The 23,173-nt window shown below is 69.3% G+C and carries 21 protein-coding genes; 16 read left to right on the top strand and 5 right to left on the bottom strand.

Going from position 1 to position 23,173, the window contains the following annotated elements; translation table 11 throughout:
* Positions 1 to 426 precede the first annotated feature (426 nt).
* Genes hpnA through U1872_RS17660 form a run of 7 tightly spaced genes read left to right on the top strand, consistent with a single transcriptional unit; the run spans position 427 to position 8,329 of the window.
* A complete protein-coding gene (gene hpnA / locus U1872_RS17690) occupies positions 427 to 1,425 on the top strand; it encodes a hopanoid-associated sugar epimerase (RefSeq protein WP_332794240.1) in 999 nt (332 codons plus the stop codon).
* On the top strand, positions 1,395 to 2,648 hold the full coding sequence (locus tag U1872_RS17685; RefSeq protein WP_332794239.1) for a glycosyltransferase: 1,254 nt from the start codon (positions 1,395 to 1,397) through the stop codon (positions 2,646 to 2,648). Before hpnA ends, U1872_RS17685 begins: the two co-directional genes overlap by 31 nt.
* Positions 2,645 to 3,496 (top strand): squalene synthase HpnC, encoded by an 852-nt coding sequence (hpnC, locus tag U1872_RS17680; protein WP_332794238.1) that lies wholly within the window; start codon positions 2,645 to 2,647, stop codon positions 3,494 to 3,496. The genes U1872_RS17685 and hpnC overlap by 4 nt, the downstream gene beginning before the upstream one ends.
* A complete protein-coding gene (gene hpnD / locus U1872_RS17675) occupies positions 3,493 to 4,332 on the top strand; it encodes a presqualene diphosphate synthase HpnD (protein WP_332794237.1) in 840 nt (279 codons plus the stop codon). The genes hpnC and hpnD overlap by 4 nt, the downstream gene beginning before the upstream one ends.
* A complete protein-coding gene (hpnE, locus tag U1872_RS17670) occupies positions 4,329 to 5,582 on the top strand; it encodes a hydroxysqualene dehydroxylase HpnE (protein ID WP_332794236.1) in 1,254 nt (417 codons plus the stop codon). The genes hpnD and hpnE overlap by 4 nt, the downstream gene beginning before the upstream one ends.
* A 9-nt stretch (positions 5,583 to 5,591) precedes the next feature.
* Positions 5,592 to 7,541, top strand: a complete 1,950-nt coding sequence (gene shc, locus U1872_RS17665) for a squalene--hopene cyclase (protein WP_332794235.1) — start codon at positions 5,592 to 5,594, stop codon at positions 7,539 to 7,541.
* On the top strand, positions 7,538 to 8,329 hold the full coding sequence (locus U1872_RS17660) for a phosphorylase family protein (protein WP_332794234.1): 792 nt from the start codon (positions 7,538 to 7,540) through the stop codon (positions 8,327 to 8,329). Before shc ends, U1872_RS17660 begins: the two co-directional genes overlap by 4 nt.
* Here U1872_RS17660 and hpnH read toward each other — a convergent pair.
* Positions 8,249 to 9,394, bottom strand: coding sequence for an adenosyl-hopene transferase HpnH (gene hpnH / locus U1872_RS17655; RefSeq protein WP_332794233.1), 1,146 nt, complete (start codon positions 9,392 to 9,394; stop codon positions 8,249 to 8,251). The two genes, U1872_RS17660 and hpnH, sit on opposite strands and share 81 nt — an antisense overlap.
* Before the next feature lie 8 nt (positions 9,395 to 9,402).
* Positions 9,403 to 10,407, bottom strand: a complete 1,005-nt coding sequence (gene ispH / locus U1872_RS17650) for a 4-hydroxy-3-methylbut-2-enyl diphosphate reductase (RefSeq protein ID WP_332794232.1) — start codon at positions 10,405 to 10,407, stop codon at positions 9,403 to 9,405.
* A gap of 235 nt (positions 10,408 to 10,642) precedes the next feature.
* On the opposite strand from ispH, the gene U1872_RS17645 reads away from it, so the two are divergent.
* Both U1872_RS17645 and U1872_RS17640 read left to right on the top strand, forming a co-directional pair.
* A complete protein-coding gene (locus U1872_RS17645; RefSeq protein ID WP_332794231.1) occupies positions 10,643 to 11,248 on the top strand; it encodes an ABC transporter substrate-binding protein in 606 nt (201 codons plus the stop codon).
* Between the two features lie 2 nt (positions 11,249 to 11,250).
* Complete coding sequence (locus U1872_RS17640) at positions 11,251 to 12,318, top strand: MlaA family lipoprotein (protein WP_332794230.1); 1,068 nt, start codon at positions 11,251 to 11,253, stop codon at positions 12,316 to 12,318.
* Positions 12,319 to 12,473: 155 nt separating this feature from the next.
* On the opposite strand, the gene hpnN is transcribed toward U1872_RS17640, so the two are convergent.
* The 3 genes from hpnN to U1872_RS17625 form a co-directional block, all read right to left on the bottom strand.
* A complete protein-coding gene (gene hpnN / locus U1872_RS17635; RefSeq protein WP_332794229.1) occupies positions 12,474 to 15,068 on the bottom strand; it encodes a hopanoid transporter HpnN in 2,595 nt (864 codons plus the stop codon).
* The gene (locus U1872_RS17630) at positions 15,065 to 15,529 is read right to left on the bottom strand and encodes a DUF2141 domain-containing protein (protein ID WP_332794228.1); all 465 of its coding nucleotides are present in this window, start codon (positions 15,527 to 15,529) and stop codon (positions 15,065 to 15,067) included. Before U1872_RS17630 ends, hpnN begins: the two co-directional genes overlap by 4 nt.
* Positions 15,530 to 15,619: 90 nt before the next feature.
* Positions 15,620 to 16,417 carry a DUF7847 domain-containing protein gene (locus tag U1872_RS17625; protein WP_332794227.1) on the bottom strand — a complete coding sequence of 266 codons (798 nt, stop codon included), beginning with the start codon at positions 16,415 to 16,417 and terminating at the stop codon, positions 15,620 to 15,622.
* Between the two features lie 165 nt (positions 16,418 to 16,582).
* Here U1872_RS17625 and U1872_RS17620 point away from each other — a divergent pair, with 165 nt between their 5' ends.
* From U1872_RS17620 to U1872_RS17590, 7 genes are all read left to right on the top strand, one after another.
* Entirely contained in the window at positions 16,583 to 17,269 is a 687-nt protein-coding gene (locus U1872_RS17620) for a DUF4129 domain-containing protein (protein ID WP_443025406.1), read from the top strand.
* Complete coding sequence (locus U1872_RS17615; protein WP_332794225.1) at positions 17,266 to 18,480, top strand: DUF4350 domain-containing protein; 1,215 nt, start codon at positions 17,266 to 17,268, stop codon at positions 18,478 to 18,480. Before U1872_RS17620 ends, U1872_RS17615 begins: the two co-directional genes overlap by 4 nt.
* Complete coding sequence (locus tag U1872_RS17610; protein WP_332794224.1) at positions 18,462 to 19,442, top strand: AAA family ATPase; 981 nt, start codon at positions 18,462 to 18,464, stop codon at positions 19,440 to 19,442. The genes U1872_RS17615 and U1872_RS17610 overlap by 19 nt, the downstream gene beginning before the upstream one ends.
* Before the next feature lie 76 nt (positions 19,443 to 19,518).
* Complete coding sequence (locus U1872_RS17605) at positions 19,519 to 20,829, top strand: DUF58 domain-containing protein (RefSeq protein WP_332794223.1); 1,311 nt, start codon at positions 19,519 to 19,521, stop codon at positions 20,827 to 20,829.
* Positions 20,829 to 21,863, top strand: coding sequence for a stage II sporulation protein M (locus U1872_RS17600; protein WP_332794222.1), 1,035 nt, complete (start codon positions 20,829 to 20,831; stop codon positions 21,861 to 21,863). Before U1872_RS17605 ends, U1872_RS17600 begins: the two co-directional genes overlap by 1 nt.
* Complete coding sequence (locus U1872_RS17595) at positions 21,844 to 22,692, top strand: RDD family protein (RefSeq protein WP_332794221.1); 849 nt, start codon at positions 21,844 to 21,846, stop codon at positions 22,690 to 22,692. Before U1872_RS17600 ends, U1872_RS17595 begins: the two co-directional genes overlap by 20 nt.
* The gene (locus tag U1872_RS17590; protein ID WP_332794220.1) at positions 22,689 to 23,168 is read left to right on the top strand and encodes a hypothetical protein; all 480 of its coding nucleotides are present in this window, start codon (positions 22,689 to 22,691) and stop codon (positions 23,166 to 23,168) included. The genes U1872_RS17595 and U1872_RS17590 overlap by 4 nt, the downstream gene beginning before the upstream one ends.
* Positions 23,169 to 23,173: the final 5 nt, after the last annotated feature.

The raw sequence follows: 23,173 nt of genomic DNA, 5'->3' as shown, positions 1-23,173 counted from the left end.
TACGCTGCTCGATAGAGGCGGGCTAGGCGGCGGGCGTGTGAAAAGCGCGTCATGTCACGGTACCTCCTTCGTCACCCCGGCCTTGTGCCGGGGCCCACCGGGCAACGACGCTGCGCCCTGACGTGTGGCGATGCGCGCGCGGCGCGGTGGACCCCGGCACAAGGCCGGGGTGACGCTGAGTTTGGGGGGGCGTGCGGAGGTGCTGGCCTTTCATCCTCCCCCGGCAGGGGGAGGTGGCAGCCGCAGGCTGACGGAGGGGGCGGAAGCGTGGCGCCCGCTCATAGAGCGCTCGCTTGCCCCCCCTTCCGGCGCATACGCGCCACCCCCCCCTGGCGGGGGAGGATTGCCGTTGGCGAGCCGCAGGACGCACCGCGGAGGTTTGACTGGACGCCGCGGCGTTCTACAGCGCGGCGGCAAGGAGATACGGTGGCTAACGCGGACATCACACTGGTAACGGGCGTTTCCGGCTTCGTCGGCTCGGCGGTCGCGCTCAAGCTCGCTGCGTCGGGCGCGCGCGTGCGCGGGCTGGTGCGGGCGAGCAGCGCGCGGACCAACCTTGCCGACTTTCCGGGCGAGCTGGTCGAGGGCGATGCGCGCGATCCCGTCGCGATGGCGCGGGCCATGGTCGGCGTGCAGCATCTGTACCACGTTGCCGCCGACTATCGCATCTGGGCGCGCGATCCCGAGGAGATCGTCCGCAACAACCGCGCAAGCGCCGGGACGGTGATGGAGGCGGCGCTGGCCGCAGGGGTCGAGCGGATCGTCTATACCAGCAGCGTCGCCACGCTGCTGCCGGATCATGGTCGCCCGTCCGACGAGACTCGCCCCGCCACGCCCGAGCAGGCAGTCGGCGCGTACAAGCGCAGCAAGGTGGTCGCCGAGCGGCTGGTCGAGGCGATGGTCGCTACGCAGGGACTGCCCGCGGTGATCGTCAATCCCTCGACGCCGATCGGCCCGCGCGATGCGCGACCGACGCCGACCGGGCGGATCATCGTCGAGGCGGCGAGCGGGCGGATGCCGGCGTTCGTCGAGAGTGGCCTCAACCTCGTCCATGTCGACGACGTCGCCGACGGGCATATCGCGGCGATGGCGCGTGGGCGGATCGGCGAGCGTTATGTGCTCGGCGGGCAGGATGTCGCGTTGCGCGAGATGCTGGCGACGGTGGCCGGGATCGTCGGGCGCAAGCCGCCGACGGTGCGGATCCCCCGCGCCCCGCTGTTTCCGCTGGCATGGGTCAATGAGCAGGTTGCGCGCGTGACGGGGAAGGACCCGTTCCTGACGCTCGATTCGCTGCGGATGGCGGCGCATGACATGTACTATTCGAGCGCCAAGGCCGAGGCCGAGCTGGGGTATCGCGCGCGGCCGTATCGCGAGGCGCTGGCGGAGGCGATCGCGTGGTTCGCGCAAGCGGGGATGCTGGCGTGATCGTGCTGGGGGTGGCGCTGCTGTCGCTCGCGATCTGGCTGGTGCTGGTGTTTGCGCGCGATGGGTTTTGGCTGACAAAGGAACGCGACTCGCTTCCTCCCCTCCCTGAAAGGGAGGGGCCGGGGGTGGGTCGGCCCGTGGAGAGCTCGACGCCTGCCCTAGGCCGACCCACCCCCAACCCCTCCCTTCCAGGGAGGGGAGAAGCCCAGGCTTGGCCGTCGGTCACCGCGATCGTTCCGGCGCGCGACGAGGCGGAGGTGATTGCGCGGTCGATCGGGAGTCTGGCCGCGCAGGACTATCCCGGCGATTTCCGCATCGTGCTGGTCGATGATTCGAGCAGCGACGGCACCGCCGACATCGCGCGCGCACTCGGCTCCGAACGGCTGAGCGTGGTGCAAGGCGCCCCGCTCGCGCCCGGCTGGACCGGCAAGCTTTGGGCGGTATCGCAAGGCATTACCGCCGCCGGCGACGCCCCCGACTATCTCCTCCTCACCGACGCCGACATCGCGCACGCCCCCGAGACGCTGCGCAGCCTCGTCACGCGCGCGGTCGAGGATGACCGCGTGCTCGTCTCGTTGATGGCGCGGCTGCGCTGCGACAGCCTCGCCGAACGCGCGCTGATCCCGGCGTTCGTGTGGTTCTTCCAGATGCTCTACCCGTTCGCGACGGCAAACCGGCGTGGGCGCGGGCTCGGCGCGGCGGCGGGCGGGGTCATGCTGGTCGAACGTCGCGCGCTAGCCGCCGCCGGTGGCATCGCAGCCGTCCGCTCGGCGCTGATCGACGATTGCGCGTTCGGCGCGCTGCTCAAGACGCAAGGGTCGGTCTGGCTCGGGCTGACCGACCGCGCGCTCAGCATCCGGCGCTACGACACATGGGGCTCGGTCGCGGCGATGATCTCGCGCTCGGCTTATGCGCAGCTGCACTATTCGCCACTGCTGCTCGCCGGCACGACGCTCGGTCTCGCGCTCACCTATCTCGCGCCGCCCGTGCTGGCGATTGCCGCGCGCGGGCCGGCGCAATATGCTGCTGTCGCCGCGTGGGCGCTGATGGCGCTGGCGTTTCAGCCGATGTTGCGCTTCTACCGCCGCTCACCACTTTGGGGACCGCTCCTGCCTGCCATCGCGACCTTCTATGCCGGATGCACCTTGCTGTCGGCGTGGCAGCATGTCCGTGGACGTGGCGGGCTGTGGAAGGGCCGTGTCCAGGCGGATCTCGCGGTATGAGCGGCGCGACCACCGCCGATGCGCTCGCCTCGGGCAAGGGGCATAAGGACGAGAACTTCCCCGTCGCCTCGGTGCTGCTCAAGCCCGAGCATCGCGCGCCCGTGATGGCCTTCTACCGCTTCGCGCGCGGGGCGGACGACGTCGCGGATAATCCGGCGGTCTCGGCCGACGAAAAGCTCGCGTTGCTCGGCGCGATGCGCGCGACGATCCTGGGGACGCGCGATGCCGACGCCGCCTCGGTGGCGCTGCGCACGACGATGGAGTCGCACCGGATCAGTCCGCAGCACGCGCTCGACCTGCTCACCGCGTTCGAGCGCGATTGCACCGTCGACCGCTGCGCCGACTGGGCGGCGCTGATGGACTATTGCCGCTATTCGGCGATGCCGGTCGGGCGCTACGTGCTCGACGTGCACGGCGAGGATCACGCGACCTGGGTCGCGTCCGATGCACTGTGCACGGCGTTGCAGGTCATCAACCACACGCAGGACTGCGCGAAGGATTATCGCGCGATCGGGCGAGTCTATCTCCCGCTCGACCTGATGGCGCAGCACGGCGCCACGCTCGAAGACCTCGAAAGGCCCGTTGCCACGCCAGGCCTGCTCGCGACGATCCGCGATCTTGCCGCGCGCAGTGCGCAGTTGCTCGACGAGTCGGCGGGGTTTGCCGGGCAGATCCGCGATCGCCGCCTCGCCGTCGAAGTCGCGATCATCCACCGGCTCGCGGTCAGCTTGACGCAGCGCCTCGAGACGCGCGACCCGCTGTCGCAGCGCGTCCACCACCGCCCGTACGAAGCGCTCGGTCTCGCGGCGTTGGCGGCGGTGTCGCAAACGGTTAAGGGGCGCTCATGAACCCCAAGGCGACTCCCGCGCAGCTCCAGGCGCAAGTCTCGGGCAGCTCCTTCTATGCCGGCATGCGCGTGCTGCCCAAGGTGCAGCGCGAGGCGATGTACGCGGTCTATGCCTTCTGCCGCGAAGTCGACGATATCGCCGATGACGAGGTCGGCGACCGGCCCGCGCGCGCCGTGGCGCTGGAAGCGTGGCGCGCCGACATCGAGTCGCTCTATGCCGGTGGCAATCCGGGGCGCGCGGCGCTGGTCGCGGAAGCGGTGCGCCGCTTCGCGCTCGACAAGGCCGATTTCCTCGCGGTGATCGACGGCATGGCGATGGATGTCGAACGCGACGTTCGCTGGCCGCCGATGGCCGAGCTCGAACTGTATTGCGACCGCGTGGCGTCGGCGGTCGGGCGGTTGTCGGTCAAGATCTTCGGAATGGAGCACGACACCGGACTCGCGCTCGCGCATCATCTCGGGCTCGCGCTGCAATTCACCAACATCCTGCGCGATATCGACGAAGATGCCGCGATCGGGCGCGTCTATCTGCCCGCCGAGGCGCTGCAGGCGGCAGGGATCGAGCTGCTCGATCCGATCACCGTGGTCGGCGATCCGCGCGTCGATGCCGCGGCGCGCGTGCTCGCGGCCAAGGCGCACACGCATTTCGCCGCCGCGCAGGCGATCCTCGACGCGCGTCCGCGCGGGCACCTCATCGCGCCGCGGCTGATGGCGGCGGTGTACGCGCCGATCCTGGTGCGGATGGAGGCGATCGGCTGGGCGCCGCCGCGCAGCCGGATCAAGGTCAACAAGCCCGCTTTGATCTTCACCGTGTTCCGGCTGATGCTGTTCCGTTGAGCGCGCGCGTCCGCATCATCGGCGCGGGGATGGCGGGGCTCGGCGCCGCGGTCGATCTCGCGCGCGCCGGCATCGCCGCCGAGCTGATCGACGGCGCGGCGCAGGCCGGCGGGCGCTGCCGCAGCTATCACGATCCGCAACTCGGCCGGACGATCGACAATGGCAACCATCTCGTCCTGTCGGGCAATCGCGCGGTCAACGATTACCTCGCGACGATCGGCGCGAGCGATCGGCTGAGCGGGCCGCTCCACGCCGACTTCGCCTTTGTCGATCGCCAGACCGGCGCGCGCTGGGCGGTGCGCGTCAACGACGGGCGGCTGCCGTGGTGGATCTTTCGCGACGGACGGCGCGTGCCGGGGACGCGGGCGGGGGACTATCTGCGGTTCGGCAGGCTGCTCGGCGGTGGCGCGGGGCAGACCGTCGGCGACCGCGTCGCACCGCGCGGCGCGGTGTGGGACAAATTGATCGAGCCGATCCTGCTCGCGGTGCTCAACACCGCGGCTGCGGATGGCTCGGCGCGGCTGACCGCGGCGGTGATGCGCGAATCGCTCGCCATGGGCGGGCGCGCGAGCCGGCCGCGGATCGCCGAACCGACGCTGGCCGCGGCGTTCGTCGATCCAGCTTTGGCGTGGCTCGAGGGGCAGGGGACGCGGCTGACGCTCGGACGGCGGTTGCGCGCGCTGAAATTTGCGGGCGACCGCGTCGTCGCGCTCGATTTCGGCGCGGGCGAGGAGCTTCTGGCGTCGGACGAATCGGTGATCCTCGCGGTGCCGCCCTGGGTTGCCGAGTCGCTGGTGCCCGATCTCGTCGTGCCCGATGCCTTCCGGTCGATCGTCAACGCGCACTTCGCTTTCACCCCGCCGGCGGGCGTCGCGCCGATGCTCGGGGTGATCGGCGGGACGGCGGAGTGGATCTTCGCCTTTCCGGACCGGCTGTCGGTGACGGTCAGCGCGGCGGATCATCTCGTCGATACCGATCGCGCCGAACTCGCGGCGACCTTCTGGGCCGATATCGCCGCGATCCACAAGCTGCCTGCGACGTTGCCGCCGTGGCAGATCGTCAAGGAAAAGCGGGCCACCTTCGCCGCCACGCCCGAGCAGGACGCCAAGCGCCCGCCCGCGCGCACGCGCTGGCGCAATCTGTTCCTCGCGGGCGACTGGACGCAGACTGGTCTCCCGGCGACGATCGAGGGCGCCTTGCGGTCGGGCGAGACCGCTGCCCGCTTGGCGCGTGGCACCGCTGTCGGCTAAGGGCGGGGCATGACTATCGAGACGATCGACCGCGCGAGCCTGGTGAACGAGGCCGACGCAAGCGCTAGCCGTGCCGCGGCGGCCTTGGGCGGGTTGCAACGCGCTGACGGGCATTGGGTGTTCGAGCTCGAGGCCGATGCGACGATCCCGGCGGAATATGTCCTGCTCAAGCATTATCTGGGCGAACCGCGCGATGCCGAGATCGAGCGCAAGATCGGCAACTATCTGCGGCGGATCCAGTCGGCGAGCCATCACGGCTGGGGGCTGTTCCATGGCGGCGCGTTCGACGTGAGCGCGAGCGTGAAGGCCTATTTCGCGCTGAAGATGATCGGCGATCCGGTCGACGCCCCGCACATGGTGCAGGCGCGTGCCGCCATCCACAAGGCGGGCGGGGCGGCCGCGGTCAATGTGTTCACGCGGATCCAGCTCGCTTTGTTCGATTGCGCCGATTGGAAGACCGTGCCGACGCTCCCGGTGGAATTGATCCTGCTGCCGCGCTGGTTCCCGGTGCATCTGTCGAAGATGTCGTATTGGGCGCGGACGGTGATCGTGCCGTTGTTGGTGCTTGCGGCGAAGAAGCCCGTCGCGCGCAACGTATCGGGCGTGCGCGTCGAAGAACTCTACACGCACAAGCGCGCGCCGCTCGAGAGCCGCGCGGCGGGGACCAAGCGCGCCTGGACGACGTTCTTCAACGGGTTCGACATCGTGCTCAAGGCGGCCGACCCGCTCTGGCCCAAGCGGACGCGGCGGCGCGCTATCCGCGCGTGCCTCGATTTCGTGACGGAGCGGTTGAACGGCGAGGACGGACTGGGCGCGATCTACCCGGCGATGGCGAACAGCGTGATGATGCTCGATTGCCTGGGCTGCCCGGCGGACGACCGGATGCGGATGATCGCGCGCGAGTCGGTCGAGCGGTTGCTCGTGATCAAGGACGACGAGGCCTATTGCCAGCCGTGCGTCTCGCCGGTGTGGGATACCGCGCTCGCCGCGCACGCCATGCTCGAGGCAGGCGGGGACGAGGCCGAGGCTCGGGCGATGGCGGGGCTGGCGTGGCTCAAGCCACTCCAGGTGCTCGACGTGAAGGGCGACTGGGCCGAGGAAAAGCCCGACGTCCGCCCGGGCGGCTGGGCGTTCCAGTACAACAACGCGCATTATCCCGATCTCGACGACACCGCGGTCGTCGTGATGGCGATGGACCGCGCGAAGGATCGTGGCGGCCCGGCCTATGACGAGCCGATCGCGCGCGGGGTGGAATGGACCGTCGGTTTGCAGAGCAAGGACGGCGGGTGGGGGGCGTTCGATGCTGACAACAGCTATCATTACCTCAATAACATTCCGTTCGCCGATCATGGCGCGCTTCTCGACCCGCCGACGAGCGATGTGACGGCACGTGTCGTGTCGATGCTGGCGCAGCTGGGCGAGACCGATTCGCCGCGGATGAAGGCGGCTCTGGCGTTCCTCGAAAAGGAGCAGATGGCGGACGGTAGCTGGTTCGGGCGCTGGGGGGTGAATTACATCTACGGCACCTGGTCGGTGCTGTGCGCGCTCAACGCCGCGGGGCTCGATCCCAAGCATCCGATGGTGCGGAAAGGGGCCGACTGGCTGCTCCATATCCAGAACCTCGACGGCGGCTGGGGCGAGGATTGCGAGAGCTATGCGCTCGATTACAAGGGCTACACGCCCGCGCCCTCGACTGCATCGCAGACGGGGTGGGCGCTGCTCGCGCTGATGGCGGCGGGGAAGGTCGATCATCCTGCGGTCGAGCGCGGAGTGAAGCATTTGATCGCGACGCAAGCGGCCGACGGGCTGTGGGGGCAGGAGAAGTATACGGGCGGCGGTTTCCCGCGCGTCTTCTACCTGCGCTATCATGGGTATCCGGCGTATTTCCCGCTGTGGGCGGTGGCGCGGTATCGCAATCTGAAGCGCTCGAATGCGGGCCGGCCGGCGTTCGGGATGTGAGCCTGCTCGTCGCCTGCGGGCTGACGCGCGAGGCGGCGATCATCAAACGCGCCGGGTTCATTCCGGTTGTCGGGGGCGGGAACGCCGCGGCGCTGGAGAATAGGCTCGAGGATACGATCACCGAATATGCCAGTGAGGGATGGCAATTCGATGCTGTTCTGTCGTGTGGCGTGGCGGGGGCGCTCGATCCGACTTTGCGCGCAGGTGACGTCCTAGTCGGCGACCTTCATTCTGCTTCCTTCCCCGGCGAAGGCCGGGGCCCAGTAGGGACGTCGGCTGTTGCTGGGCGCAGCACTTCACCACAGCCACCTTCGCTCCTGGACCCCGGCCTTCGCCGGGGAAGCGCTTTGGTGGAGTGGTTGGCGCAGCACTTGCTCGACGTGCATCGCGGCACCGTCGTCGGCGCCGACAGCATCATCGCCTCGGCCGCCGCAAAAGCCGCGCTCTATGCGGAAACCGGCGCGATCGCGGTCGACATGGAATCGCACGTCGCCGCTCGCGTCGCCGCGCGCCACAATCTGCCCTTCGCAATACTGCGCACCATTTCCGATAGCGCCGACCACGCCCTCCCGCCGGCAGCGCTCGTCGGCATGAACCCGGACGGCAGCGTCGCCCTCGGCGCGATCCTCAAGTCGCTCGCGCGGGAGCCGCAACAGCTCCCCGCGCTCATCCGCACCGGCCGCGATGCCGGTGCGGCGTTCCGCAGTTTAAGCCGCGCGCTGGGTGCGCTTGAAGCCGTCGGGATCGGCCGCCTTGATCCGCGCGAGCTCGGCCTCGACATGCGTTGAGTGGACGTCCTCGGCCGGGCGCGCATGGCTGAGGTCGATGTCGGGTGCCATCGGTCCCTCGGTGCGGATGCCCTTGCGGCCGACGGTGAACATCTTGAGCGGGTTGCGCACGGCGTCCGCCGCAGCGGTGCCCTCGAAGCCGCAATGCACCATGCAGTTCGAACATTTCTCATACTTGCCGACGCCGTACTGATCCCAGTCGGTGCCTTCCATCAGCTCGGCGAACGTAGGCACATAGCCCTCGCCGACGAGGTAGCACGGCTTCTGCCAGCCGAAGACGGTGCGCAGCGGCATCGACCACGGCGTGCACTCATAGGTCTGGTTGCCCGCGAGGAAATCGAGGAACAGCGGCGAGTTGGTGAAGCTCCACGCGCGCGCGCCATCGCCGCGAGAGAAGACGTCGCGGAAGAAATTCTTGGTTCGCTCGCGCGTGAGGAAATGCTCCTGGTCGGCGGCGCGCTCGTACGAATAGCCCGGCGAGATGGTGATCTCGACGCCGAGCTCTTCCATGATGTCGAAGAACCCGGCGAGCCGCTCAGCCGAGGCGCCTTCGAACACGGTGCAATTGACCTGGACGCGGAAGCCCTTCGACTTGGCCAGCTTGATCGCGTCGATCGCGATCTCGTACGTTCCGTCCTGGTCGACGGCGTGATCGTGCATGCCCTTGTCGCCATCCAGATGGATCGACCAGGTGAAATAGGGCGACGGCTTGTAGTCGTCGATCTTCTTCTTGAGCAGCAGCGCGTTGGTGCAGAAGATCACGAATTTCTTCTTCGCGAGATAGCCCTCGACGATGCGCGGCATGTCGCGGTGGAGCAACGGCTCGCCACCCGCGATCGAGACGGCGGGCGCGCCGCAATCGTCGATCGCTTCCATGCACTGCTCGTAGCTCAGGCGCTGGTTGAGGATCGCGTCGGGATAGTCGATCTTGCCGCAGCCGGGGCAGGCGAGATTACAGCGCAGCAGCGGCTCGAGCATCAGCACGAGCGGATATTTGCCGCCCTTGATCTGGTTCTTGAGCGTGTAGGCACCGATGCGCATCAGCGGAGCGAGGGGAAGCGTCATGGCTGTTCCTATGCGCCGACGGTGGCGAATTTGGTAGGGGCGGGGCCGCGCAACTCGCGCGGCAGGCCGAATTCGAGCGATTCCTCGACGCCCGAGAGCTGCGTCACCTCGACCGGCCCGAGCTTGCGCAGTGCCGCGATCACGCTTTCGACAAGTTCGTCGGGGGCCGAGGCGCCCGCAGTGAGGCCGACGCGCTCGATCCCGTCGAACCACGCCGGATCGAGCGCGCTGCCGTCGGCGACGAGATAGCTCGGAAGCCCCTCGTCGGCGCCGAGATCGCGCAGCCGGCTCGAGTTCGAGCTGTTCTCCGAGCCGACCACGAGGATCAGATCGGCGACCTTGCACAGGTCGCGCACAGCGGTCTGGCGGTTCTGCGTGGCGTAGCAGATTTCCGAAACGTCGGGGCCGATCAGGTCGGTGAAGCGCTCGCCCAGCGCGGCGATGACATTCTTGGTGTCGTCGACGCTGAGCGTGGTCTGCGTGATGTAAGCGAGCGGCGTGTCGAGCGGCAGATCGAGCGCGGCGACATCGGCCTCGGTCGAGACGAGGTGGACCGGCGCATCGACCTGGCCGCGCGTGCCGACGACTTCGGCATGGCCTTCATGCCCGATCATCACCAGCGTGCGGCCGGCCTTGGCATAGCGGCGGCCCTGCAGGTGGACCTTGGTGACGAGCGGGCAGGTCGCGTCGAACACCGGCAGCTTGCGCGCCTTGGCCTCTTCCTCAACCGAGCGCGCGACGCCGTGCGCGGAAAAGACCGTCATCGCGCCTTCGGGCACGTCGGCCAGTTCCTCGACGAACACCGCACCCTTGGCGCGCAGCGTGTCGACGACGTGGCGGTTATGGACGATCTCGTGGCGCACATAAACCGGCGCGCCGTAGCGATCGATCGCCCGCTCGACGATTTCGATAGCCCGTACGACCCCAGCGCAAAAACCGCGCGGGTTGGCGAGAATGACCTGCAAGCACCGTTCCTTCCGTCCGCTCAATGCCGAAGCAAGCGCCGACGCCATACAGCATCACCGCGATTTCGTCATCTACGCCACCCAGATAGCGATCTTAGCCGCGTTGCAACATGAGGGAAACGCAAAAAAGCCGATGGGCCGGTGTCGCGGCGGGATCAGCGTGGTGCAACCGCGCGCCGGTCGGGGCGTTCATCGCGCCTACAGCCGTTTGTGCTAGCGCGGCGGCGGTGATACCGGGCGTGCCGAAGCGGGCCATCCCGGAATGTCCCAATAGGAGCTTTCGATGACCTTTCCCTCGCGCTTTATCGTGTCCGCCGTGGCCCTCGGCCTTGCGGCGCCGCTCTCCGCCCAGGCCAGCGATCCGGCGCGCGCGCCGGTGCAGACGCTCGACGACGGGCTGCTGACGATCATGAAGGGCGGCAAGGCGCTCGGCACCGCGGGGCGCGCGGCGCGGATCGGCCCGGTGGTCGACCAGACCTTCGACATCGGCCTGATCACGCGGCTGTCGGTTGGGCCCGACTGGCTCAAGGTCGCCCCGGCCGACCAGACCGCGCTCGTCTCGGCGATGCGGCGGCTGACCGTCGCGCAATATGCGTCGAACTTCGACAGCTATGGCGGCGAGAGCTTCACGATCGACCCCAAGGTCGAGGTGCGCGGTGCCGACAAGCTCGTCCGCACGACGCTCGCCGCGCCGAAGGGCGATCCGGTGTCGATCGGCTATCGCCTGCGCGAGAGCGGCGGCAAGTGGCGGATCGTCGACGTCTATTACAAGAATGCGATCAGCCAGCTCGCGACGCGCCGCGCCGACTTTGCGGGCGTCTTCGCCAAGGGCGGGGCGAAGGCGCTGATCGGCCATCTCAACGATCTCTCGGCCAAGGGCGGACGCTGAGCTTGCGCTGGCGGGGGACGAGCAGCGCGGCGGCGGTGGCGATTGCGCTGCTCGCCGCGCCGGTGGCGATGGCGCAGGGCAGCGCCGTCCCCGCAGCGCCGGCGAGCGCGGTGGCGCCTGCGGCGGTCGCGGCGCCCTCCGCGCCCGCCGTGGCGGAGGCTAAGCCGCGGCGGCATCACGCCAAGGGCGATCCGCTCGAAGGCTTCAACCGGACGATGTTCTCGATCCACCAGTTTCTCGACCGGATCGCGTTCCGGCCGCTGGCGATGGTCTACAAGGCGGTGTTCCCCAAGCCGATCCGCACCGGTCTCCGGCACATCTTTTCGAATGTCGGCGAGCCGTTGGTGTTCGCCAACGACATGCTGCAGTTGAAGCCCAAGCGCGCGATCAAGACCGCCGGGCGCTTCCTGGTCAATTCGACCGTCGGGATCGGCGGGATCCTCGACGTCGCCAAGACGCGCGACTTCAACCTGCCGCATCACGACAATAATTTCGGCAATACACTCGGCCATTACGGCGTTCGGCCTGGCCCCTACATCTTCCTGCCGCTGGTCGGCCCGAGCGACCTGCGCGATTTCGGCGCCGGGATCGCGCAGGGACAGACCTATGCCTTCACGATCGGCACGCCGTTCGACCGCGCCGAATATCGCGTGTCGGAAGTGGTGCTGACCGGGCTCGATCTGCGCGTCGAATCGGATGGCGCGCTCAAAGCGCTGCTCGGCGGCGCGGTCGATCCTTACGCGACGCTGCGCTCGGCCTATCTGCAGGACCGCGCGGCGAGCGTGGCCGCGACGCACGGCGCTGGGGCGGCGGCGGCAAGTCCGCTCGATGATCCGTTGGAGGATCCGGCGGCGGGGCAGGCTGGTGGGCAGGCGCCGGTCGACCCGGCGGAGGACCCGCTGACCGATCCGGCAGCGCCTGCTGCAGCTGCGCCGCCTGCGGCTGCGCAACTTGTGGGCAGCACTCCGGCGGTGGATGATCTGCCGGCCGATCCTGCTCCGCCTGCGGCGACGGCTCAGCCTGCGTCTGCATCCGCTTCTTCCCCGGCGAAGGCCGGGGCCCAGGAGTAGCGCCGCCGCGCTCGGCACGACCCGCTCGCTCGAGAGAATCCCCCTCCTGCTTGCGGGAGGGGTCAGGGGAGGGGCGTGCGGCGGGCGCAGCGCAGGGGATCCAGGTCGTTCCCTCCCCCAACCCCTCCCGCTTGCGGGAGGGGAGCTTTGCAGCGCTACGCCTTCTTCTCCCGCGGCGGGCCGAGCAGCGCGGGTTCGAAGATCAGCGCGCACACCAGCGTCCATGCCAGCGAGATCATCAGGATCTTGCCCATGCTCGCGGTGCCAGGATGGTGCGACAGCCACAGGCTGCCGAATGCGCTGCCCGTCGCGAGCGCGCTGAACAGCACCGCGCGCGCCAGGCTCGATTGCAGCAGGTCGGTCGCGCCGCCGCGCCACGCCATCACGAAATAGATGTGGAACGCGACCCCCACGCCGAACAGCAAGGGGAAGGCGATGATGTTGGCGAAGTTGATCGGCTGCCCGATCAGCACGCAACTGCCCAGCGTCAGGAAGCCCGACAGCACGACCGGCGCGAGCGTGAAGGCGACCTCTTTCACATCGCGCAGCACGACGAACAGCAGCCCGCTGACGAGCAGCAGCGCGAAGATCCCCGCTTCGACAAAAGCCCAGGCGACCGTCCCGGCGGCTTCCTGCGTCGCGACCGGCAAACCGCTCGCGGTCGGCGCGACCGCGCGCACCGCCTTGGTGAAGCGGCGCAGCACCGCATTGTCGTTGCTGTCGCCCTTGGGGAAGACCTGCACCAGCGCGCGGCCGTCCTTGGACAGCCAGTTGCCGGCGATCTCGGGCGGCAGCGTGTCGCGCGTCACCGCCTCGGCCTGCAGCGTCGCGCGGATCTGGTCGAGCATCGTGCCGAGCGGGGTGACGAGCAGGGTCGTGGCGCGCAAACGCCTTTCGGCTGGCCCCGCGGCCAGCCGGTCGAACGCGGCCGCCAGCCGGCGCGCATCCGCTGCGGCAGGGCCGGGATGCGCGGTGGCGCTCGCGCGCAGCTCGCCGGCGGTCTTCATCAGCGCGGCGGCGGATTCGGCATCGCTCGGCGGCGGCGTCACGTCGAACGGATTGACCGTCGCATCGAGCAGCAGCGCCGCATCCTGCACCAGCGCGAGCTTGGCCGGCTGGTCGGCGGGAACGAAGCTGTCGACCGATACCGCCTCGGCGACCTCGGGCAGCGCGCTCAGCTTCGCCGCCAGCGCGGTCGCAGCACCGGCGTTGGGCGCGAGCACGTTGATCGTGTTGGGCGTGCGCAGCGGGTCGCGCATCAGATCGGTCAGCGCGACCATCGCCGGGCCGTCCTTGGCGCGCAGGTGGAGCGGGTTGAAGTCGAACTGGACGAACGGCAGCAAGGCGATGCTCCCGGCCATCGACGCGGCGAACGCCCACAGCACGGTCTTGCGATGCGTGTGCAGCCAGCGATCGACCGGCGCCGCCGCGCTGAAGCCGACCTCGCGCTGTGGCGTGCCGGGCTTGAGCAGCATCAGCATCGCGGGCAGCAGCGTGACGCTCGCCACCAGCGCGACGACCATCCCGAGCCCGGCGATGATGCCGAGCTCGGCGATGCCGATATAATCGGTCGGCAGGAACGCACCGAAGCCGAGGAAAACGGCGCCCGCCGCGAGCGCGAGCGGCGCGCCGAGCGCAGTCGCGGCGCGTTCGAGCGCCATTCCCGTGCCGGCCCCGTCGAGCCGCTCGGCATTGAAGCGCACCGCGATCTGGATGCCGAAATCGACACCCAGCCCGACGAACAAGGGAATGAACGCGACCGAGATGAGGTTGAGCGCGCCGACCGCGAGCAGCCCGAGCGCGGTGGTCAGCACGAGCCCCGCGACGATCGTTACCACGATCCCCGCGACGATCTTCACTGAGCGCGTCGCGAACCACAAGGTGACGAGCATCGCTGCCGCCATCACCAGCCCGACGAAGCCGATATTCTCCTCGAGCGTCGCGAATTCCTCGTCGGCGAGCGGGACTTCGCCGGTGGTGCGCACGCTCACGCCATGCGCCGGATCGAGCCCGAGCTTGGCGGCTTTTGCGACGATCGCGGCGACCGCATCCTCGCCCGGCTGGAGCGCGCCGTAATCGAGTTTGGGCTGGGCGAGGATCAGCCGGCGGCGCGGGGCGGCGGCGCCCGGTCCGGGCTCGGCGAACAGTTCCTGCCACGAGAAATAGGCCGGCTTGCCCGCCGCCGACGCGTCGAGCGCAGCCGCCATCGTCCGCATCGGCCGCTCGATCCGCGACAGCGGCACGTCGCCGCGCTCGACCCCGGTCAGCATCGTGGAGAAGGCGCCGGCGATCCCGCGCAGCGACGGATCGCTCGCCAGCGGGCCGAGCAAAGGCTGCGCGCCGATCAGCGCCTTGGTCGACGCCTGCACCTCGGCGGTCGAGCCGAACAGCAGCCCCTCGCGCGCGAAATAGCCGCCGCCGTCGGGGCGCTGCACGCTGCGGAAATGCGTCTTATCCTCGGCCAGCGCGGCCGACAGCTTCGCGGTCGCCGCCTCGGCCAGCTCGGGCGTCTGGCCGTCGACGATCACCAGCAGCACGTCGGAGAGCTGCGGGAAGGCGGTCTCGACCGCTTTCTCATTCTGCCGCCAGGCGATCTTGGGCGAGATCAGCGCCGCGGTGTCGGTCGTCATCGCGAAATGGCCGGCGGCATAGACCGCCGCGCCCGCGACCAGCGCGAGGCACAGCGCCAGCACCGCGAACGGGCGCCGCACGCCGAGCGCTACGAGCTGCTGGAGCGCGCGTGCGATCATTGGCCGGGGGCGTTCGGGCCGATGAAGTAGCGCAGCTTCAGCCGGATCGTCTTTTCCTGCCCGTCATAATCGAACACCGCTTCCTCCCATTTGGGCGGGGCGAGCTTGATCTTGGCGTCGTTCGAGAAGCCGACGCCTTCCTTGGGCACGCCGAACAAGGCGCGATCGACCTTGTTGTTGCCATTCTGGTCGTAGAACACCTGCGCGGCGTAGCGACCGGGCTTGAGCCCGGCGAGCGTCACCGTCGTCAGCCCGACGCGCGCCGGCGCATTGGCCGCGATCGGGCAATCCTTGAGGAACTGCGCTTGCGTGCAGATGTCGACATGGACGTGCCCGCTGGTCGCCCGGACATTGTCGACCGCAACATGGAGCAGCCCGCTCGACGATTGGCCGGCGGTCAAAGCGAGCAGCGGGACGGTGGCGAGCAGGAGCCGGGGCAGGCGAGTGCGAAGGGGATGCATGGCGGCCCTCTAGACCAGATTGGGGCAGGAATGGAACCGGCGCGGGGCGCAGCGCATCGCCGATCCGCGCTGAACCCCGGCTGAAGCCGCTCAGTCGAAGATCGCCGTAAGCGCCTCGGTCGCCGGGCCATCCTTCCAGTCGCGTAGCTCGACATAGAGCGAGGTCTGGATCGCGGCGATGATTGCGAGCACGAGCGTCGAGCGCACTGCGGAGATGAGCAGGACGAGCGGCGTGACGGTGGTCCCTTCGCCCGCCGCGACCATCCCCTGCACGCCGAGGATCATCACCATCACCGCGCCGGTCGCCGCCGCGACGATCCAATAGAGCAACAGCGCGACAAGCTGCACGCCGAACACGCTCCAGCGCGCGCCGCGCGTGAGGTCGGCGCTGCGACCAAAAGCGCCGAAGATGCCGATCCGTTCCTCGACCAGCGCCGGCGTGGCGACCGACCAGACGAGATACAGGATGATGCCGGGCACGATCAGGAACAGCAGGCCGACCATCACACCAAGCCCGAGCAGGATACCCAGCACCAGCAACGGTAAGATCTTGCGCAGGCCCGCCAGCGACGCCTCGCCGAAGCTGGCGCGGCGCCCCTCGCTGTGCGCGACCGTCACGCGCACCAGCGCGCCCTGCGCCAGAAAGGTGCACGCGACCGCAAGCAACCCGGCGCCCGATGCCGACAGCACCCACGCCGCGGTAAACACGGCATTCTGCGGGACGCGGGCGGACGGGAGGACGGTTCCGAGCAGCAGGCTCGGCAATGCACCGAACAGGAAGGCGATGCCGAACATCGTCACCGGATTGGCACCGATCGTGCCGAACGCGCGGTTAAACACGCGCCCAACCGACATCTGTCGATCCGCTCCGCCTGCGATGCTCGCCATGTCCGTTCTTCCCCCGAATATGCCAGTGGCAGGCAAAGTGCCGGGCGGTTCCCGTGCTGTCCAGCGCAATTGGCGATTGCGCCGCTGCCGAGTTGGTTTATTCTCAAGGTCGTAGCGATGCTGCTGTCCGGGGGATGTTGTGTGAGCGGGGGGACATCGCAGCCGGTGGCAGATGCCGCCCCCGATCGATTTGCCGCCGCCCACGCCGCGCTCACTGCCGATCCGAGCGTCCAATTCACCCTGCAGCGCGCGCCACCGCCGCCGCAGCCGCCGCTTTGGCTGAAGCAGTTCGCCGAATGGCTCGTCTGGGCGCTGCGACCGGTCGGGCGCTTCCTGATGTGGATCGACAGCTTCTTCCCGCGTCTGCCCTACGCGCGAATCCTGTTGTGGACGGTGCTGGTGGTCGCGGTCGCCACATTGCTGTGGGTCGTCTATCAGCGGGTGCGCCACGGTGAATGGCGCTGGCCGCGTCGCTTCGGGCGCCGCGCCACGCAGGTCGCGCTCGACGAGGCGCAGGAGTGGGCGCCCGAGGCGGCCCCCGCGCACGAATGGCTGCGCGAGGCCGATGCGCTCGCGGCCGACGGCCATTATGCCGAGGCTGTGCACCACCTGCTGCGTCGCTCGATCGACGACATCGCCCGGCGCCGCCCGCGCCTCGTCCGCCCCGCGCTGACCAGCCGCGAGCTGAGTGCGGCCGATGCCATCCCGCCCTCGGCGCGCGATCTGTTCGCCGGGATCGCGCGGCTGGTCGAGCGCAGCCTGTTCGGCGGGCGCCCGGTCGATGCTGCCGACTGGCGCACCGCACGCGCCGCCTACAGCGACTTCGCGCTGCCGGGGACGTGGCGCGGATGAGCGACGTTTCGATCAGCGCAGCGCCGGGTGGCGAAGGCAGTTTCAGCGTGCGCATCGTCGCGATTCTCGTCGCGGTCGGCATCCTCGCCTTCCTCGGCATGCTCGTGCTCGGCGCCTACGCGCCCGATCTCCGCTCGGGCCGCAACGGTGGCGCGCACGCTTTGTCGAATGCGGCGACCGGCTATAGCGGCCTCGTCCGGCTGGCCGAGGCGACCGGGCGCAATCCACAGATCGTGCGCGATGTCCGCCGGCTCGATAGCGAGGATCTGGTCGTGCTCACCCCCGAGGCTGGGACGACCGACATGACCAAGATGATCGCGCAGCGCCGCGTGAAGCCGACGCTCGTCATCCTGCCGAAATGGATCACCAGCGCCGATCCGGTGCGCGCTGGCTGGGCGCGCTTCGTCGCGTTCCGCCCGCCGAGCGACCCGGAAGCGGTGCTCGCCCCGGCAATGAAATTGAAGGTGACGCGCTATCGCAGCGCGGGGCTGCCGCTGGACGCCTTGTCGTGGATGCCGAACACGATCCGCTTCGCCGCGCCGCGTCCAGTCCAGACGATCACCGGTTTAGATCTCCGCCCGATCCTCACCGACGGTGAGGGGCATGTCGTGCTCGGGCAGGTCGGCGCCGGGCCGTTCTACGTGCTCGCCGATCCCGATCTGCTGTCGAACATCGGCATGCGCGATGCGCGCCAGGCGCGCGCCGCGCTCGACCTGCTCGACTGGCTCAATTCGACCGGCGGCAAGACGATCCTGTTCGACGTCACGCTCAACGGCTTCGGCCGCGCGCCGAGTCCGCTCAAGCTGATGTTCGACCCGCCCTTCCTCGCGCTGACGCTGACGCTAGCGGTCGCGGCGGTGCTCGCCGGAATCCAGGCGACCGCGCGCTTCGGCGCACCGCGCCGCCGCGAACGCGCGATCGCGTTCGGCAAGGCGGCGCTGATCGACAATGCCGCCGCTTTGGTGCGCAAGGCCCGCCGCCAGGGGCGGCTCGGGGGCCGCTATGCCGACCTGATCCGCGAACGCGCGGGCGGGGTGTTCGGCGTGCCGGCGCGGCTGCGCGATGGCGCGGCGGATGCCTATCTTGACGGATTGACGGGGCGGGCGCGGTTCACCGAGCTCGCCGAACGGGCGAAGGCCGCGCGCGATCCGCGCGCTATGCTCGCGGCGGCGCAGGCGCTGCACCACTGGTTATGGGAGAAGACACGGTGACGATTGAGTCGGTGGAAGATGTCGCAGCGCTGGCCGAGGCGATCCGCGGGGAGATCGGCAAGGCGGTTGTCGGGCAGGAAGCAACCGTCGAGATCCTGCTCGTCGCTTTGTTCTCTGGCGGGCACGTCCTGCTCGAAGGCCCGCCGGGAACCGCCAAGACACTGCTCGCGCGCAGCTTCGCCCGCGTCGTCGGGCTCGATTTCGGGCGGATCCAGTTCACCCCCGATCTGATGCCGGGCGACATCATCGGCGCCAATCTGTTCAACTTCCAGACCAGCAGCTTCACGCTCACCCGCGGGCCGATCTTCACCGATCTTCTGCTCGCCGACGAGATCAACCGGACCCCGCCCAAGACGCAGGCGGCTTTGCTCGAGGCGATGCAGGAGCGCACCGTGACGATCGACGGCGAGAGCCTGTCGCTCGGCGAGCGCTTCATGGTGGTGGCGACGCAGAATCCGATCGAGCAGCAGGGCGTCTATCCGCTGCCCGAGGCGCAGCTCGACCGCTTCCTGTTCAAGCAGACGGTCGATTATCCGAGCGCTGCCGAGGAGCGGCGGATCATCGCCACGCACGGCTCGAACGCGCAGGCGATGGAGCCGGCCGAATGGGGCGTCGCGCCGATGGCGAATGCCGCGATCATCGCCGCCGCGGTCGCGATGGTCGCGCGCGTCCGGCTCGCCGACGAGGTGGTCGACTATATTACCACCTTGATCCGCGGCACGCGCGACGTCGCCGATCTCGAGAGCGGGGCTTCGCCGCGTGCCGGCGCGATGCTGGCGGGTGCGGCGCGCGCGCGGGCGGCGCTCGACGGGCGCGATTTCGTCATCCCCGACGATGTGAAGGCGCTGGCGCCGGCATTGCTGCGCCACCGCCTGATCCTGTCGCCGGCGGCAGAGATCGACGGCCGCGCGATCGAGGATGTCGTGACGAGCATCATCGAGACGATCGAAGCGCCGCGGTGATCTGGTCGAGCGCTTCCCTTCTGAGGAAACGCGGTGGAACGCGGTGCGCCTGCTCCAACGGCGGGGGAGAGGTCACATGATCTACCCGACCCGCACTGCGGTGCTGGTGGCGGCGGCAGGCGGACCCGTCGCCTTGCTCATCGCCGTCGCCATCCCCGATCGCTGGTTCGTCGGCCTCGCCTGGCCGATCGCGGTACTTGCCTTGACCGCGCTCGACGCGCTCCGCGGGATGCGGCCCGGCACCGTCGGGATCACGCTGCCGCCGACCGCTCCGGTCGGCGCGACGATCGACGCGACCGTCAGCGTCACGCTCGGCGGCGCGCAGCCGCCGCGCAGCGCCGAGGTCGCGCTTGAAGCCGGGCCGCTGCTCGACATCGAGAATGACGGCCGGCTGTGGATTGCGCTGACCGGCGGGCGCGGCGCCGCCTTGCTCCCGCTGACCACGCTGCGCCGCGGCACCGCGCGGATCGACCGGTTGTGGCTGCGCTGGCGCGGGCCGTTCGGGCTCGCCTGGCAGCAGCGCGCGATCGATGTCGCGGTCGCGCTGCCGATCCTCCCCGACATTCGCGCGCTGCAGACGCGCGGCGCGCAGATTTTCCAGCGCTACGCCTTGTCGGGCCTGCTCGCGCAGATCGACCGCGGCGACGGCACCGATTTCGACGCGCTGGTCGAGTTCCGCTCGGGGATGGATCGCCGCGCGATCGACTGGAAGCAGTCGGCGCGGCAGACCAAGCTCCACGCCAAGGAATATCGCAGCGAGCGCAACAACCAGATCGTCTTCGCGATCGACGCCGGGCGGCAGATGTCCGAGCCCGTCGCCGGCCTGCCGCGCGTCGATCGCGCGGTCTCGGCGATGCTGCTCACCGCCTGGATCGCGCTCAAGCTGGGGGACCGCGTGTCGCTCCACGCGTTCGATTCGCGCCCGCGCATCGCCAGCGGGCTGGTGTCGGGAATGCCCGCCTTCGCCAACCTCCAGCGGCTCGCCGCCGCGATCGACTATAGCGGCGAGGAGAGCAATTACAGCTTTGCGCTGACGACGCTCGCCGCGCGGCTGACGCGGCGCTCGATGATCGTGCTGTTCACCGAATTCACCGATCTCACTTCGGCCGATTTCCTCGTGCGCGCCGCTGCACGCTTGCTCGACACGCATCTGCTGCTGATCGTCGTGCTGCGCGACGAGGAAGTCGAGCGGATCGCCGATGCCGCGCCGCGGACCGCCGACGACGTGACGCGCGCCGTCACCGCCGCCGCCTTGCTGCGCGATCGCAAGCTGGTGCTGACGCGGCTGCAGCATCTCGGCGTGCATGTCATCGAGAGCGAGCATGACCGGGTGGGCGAACGGCTCGTCGAAGGTTATGTCGCGCTCAAACGCAGGAACCTGCTGTGATGGCCACCGCGATCCTCTCGACCCAGCCCGGCGGCACGCCGATGTTGGTCAACGCCAGCCGCTTCCGCGCGGCGCACGCCGCCGAGTGGGAGCGGCTCGAGGCGCTCGTCACCCGCATCGAAAAGCGCTCGATCCGCGCGCTGAGCGACGACGATCTGCTGGCGCTTCCGTTGCTGTATCGCGCCGCCTTGTCGTCGCTGTCGGTGGCGCGCGAGACCTCGCTCGACCGATCGCTGATCGTATATCTCGAACAGCTCTGCACGCGGGCCTATTTCCAGCTCTACGGCGTGCCGAGCTCGCCGCTCAGCCAGCTGCGCCGCTTCTTCACGCACAGCTGGCCCGCCGCGATGCAGGCGCTGTGGCGCGAGACGCTGGTCGCCTTCCTGCTGACCGTCGCGGGCGGGATCGTCGGCTACCTGCTGGTGCGCGGCGATCCGAGCTGGTTCTTCGGGATCGTCGGCGACGGGATGGCGGGCGGGCGCGATCCGTCGGCCTCGGTCGCCACGCTCAGGGCGACGCTCTACGGCAAGCAGGAGGGGATGCTCGCGACCTTCGCGGCCTATCTCTTCACGCACAACGCGCAGATCGCGATCTTCGCCTTCGCGCTGGGCTTCGCCTTCGCGGTGCCGACGGTGCTGCTGATCACCTACAACGGCCTGATGCTCGGCGCCTTCCTCGCGGTGTTCATTCCCAAGGGGCTGGGCTTCCAGTTCACCGGCTGGCTGATGATCCACGGCACGACCGAGCTGTTCGCGATCATGGTGTCGGGCGCGGCGGGTTTCCGTATCGGCACCGCGATCGCCTTTCCCGGGCGCCGGTCGCGCGGCGATGCGGCGGTGCAGGCGGGCAAGACCGGCGCGACCGCGATGGCGGGGACGGTGGTGATGCTGTCGATCGCCGGGCTGCTCGAGGGGATCGGGCGGCAGACCGTCACCAACGATCTCGCGCGCTACGGCATCGGCTTTGCGATGCTGGTCGGCTGGCTACTCTATTTCTATCTGCCGAGGAGCCGCGATGGCCTGGTCCAAGCGTAGCGCGCCCACGTCGCTGCGGCGCAGCTTCGTCACGCCCGAGGGGGTCGATCTGCAGATTGAGCTCGGCGGCGCCGGGGTGCGCGCGGCGGCGTTCCTGCTCGACGCGGTGGCGATGCTGCTGGTCCTGATCGTCGCCAGCATCGCGATCGCCTATCTGCTGATCGCCAGCCGGCAGAGCGCCTTTGCGATCCTGTGGCTGGTCGGGTTCTTCGTGCTGCGCAACGGCTGGTTCACGCTGTTCGAGATGGGCGGCCGCGGCGCCACGCCGGGCAAGCGGCTGATGGGGCTGCGCGTCGTCGCGCGCGACGGTGCGCGGCTTACCGGCGGCGCGGTGATCGCGCGCAATGCGATGCGCGAGATCGAGGTGTTCCTGCCGCTGACCTTCCTGTTCAGCCAGACAGCACAAGGCCTCGCCGACAGTGTCCAGACGATCCTCGCGCTCGCGTGGAGCGGCATCTTCCTGTTCTTCCCGCTGTTCAACCGCGACCGGCTGCGCGTCGGCGATCTGCTCGCGGGGACGTGGGTGGTGCGCACGGTGCGCGGCGAGCTCGGCCACGATCTGGTCGTCCCGCTCGAACGCCAGCGCCGCGTGTTCAGCGAGGCAGCACTCGGCCTGTACGGCGTCTACGAACTGCAGACGCTCGAGGAGGTGCTGCGCAGCGGCCGCGACGACGCGATCGCCACCGTCGCCGCGACGATCCGGCGCAAGGCGGATTTGCCCGACGACGCCGACGATCGCGAATTCCTCGCCGATTATTACGCCGCCTTGTGCGTCCGGCTCGAGCGCGGGCTGCTCGTCGGGCGGCGCCGCGCCGACAAGTTCGCATGACCGCGCGGGGTGCCATGCTGCTGGCGCTGCTGTTCGCCGGCTGCAGCGCACCGCCACCGCCACCCGCCAGCGTGAGCTTTGGCGGCCTGCCGGTCAGCGGCAGCCTCGCCGATGCCAAGCGCGCGGGCTTCATCGATTGCGTCAGCCCCAATTGGGGCAGCCAGCGTTGCCGCCGCCACGGCGTCTATCTCGCCGGCGCCGGGCCCTACGAGGCCGCGGTCGACCTGCCCGATGGCGGCGGTTTCGACGAGCTCACGCTGTGGCACGACGGCGACCAATATGCCGTCTACAAGATCACCGACGTGCTCGACCGCACCGGCTGGCGCAACTGCAGCACCGGCGACGGCGAGCGCGGCGACCAGATCATCTACACCAAGCCGGGCGTCGCGGTGCGGGTCTCGATGGACCTGAGCTATTGGGGCAAGCGTCGCCTGCGGTTGCTGCCGGCATCGAACCGCAAGGAGAAGCGGTGTTGACGCGC

Origin of the sequence: Parasphingomonas frigoris, from assembly GCF_036663815.1 — a bacterium.
Classification (GTDB): domain Bacteria; phylum Pseudomonadota; class Alphaproteobacteria; order Sphingomonadales; family Sphingomonadaceae; genus Sphingomonas.
The sequence above is the reverse complement of the archived record's forward strand: the minus strand, read 5'-3'. Positions and strand labels throughout refer to the sequence as shown.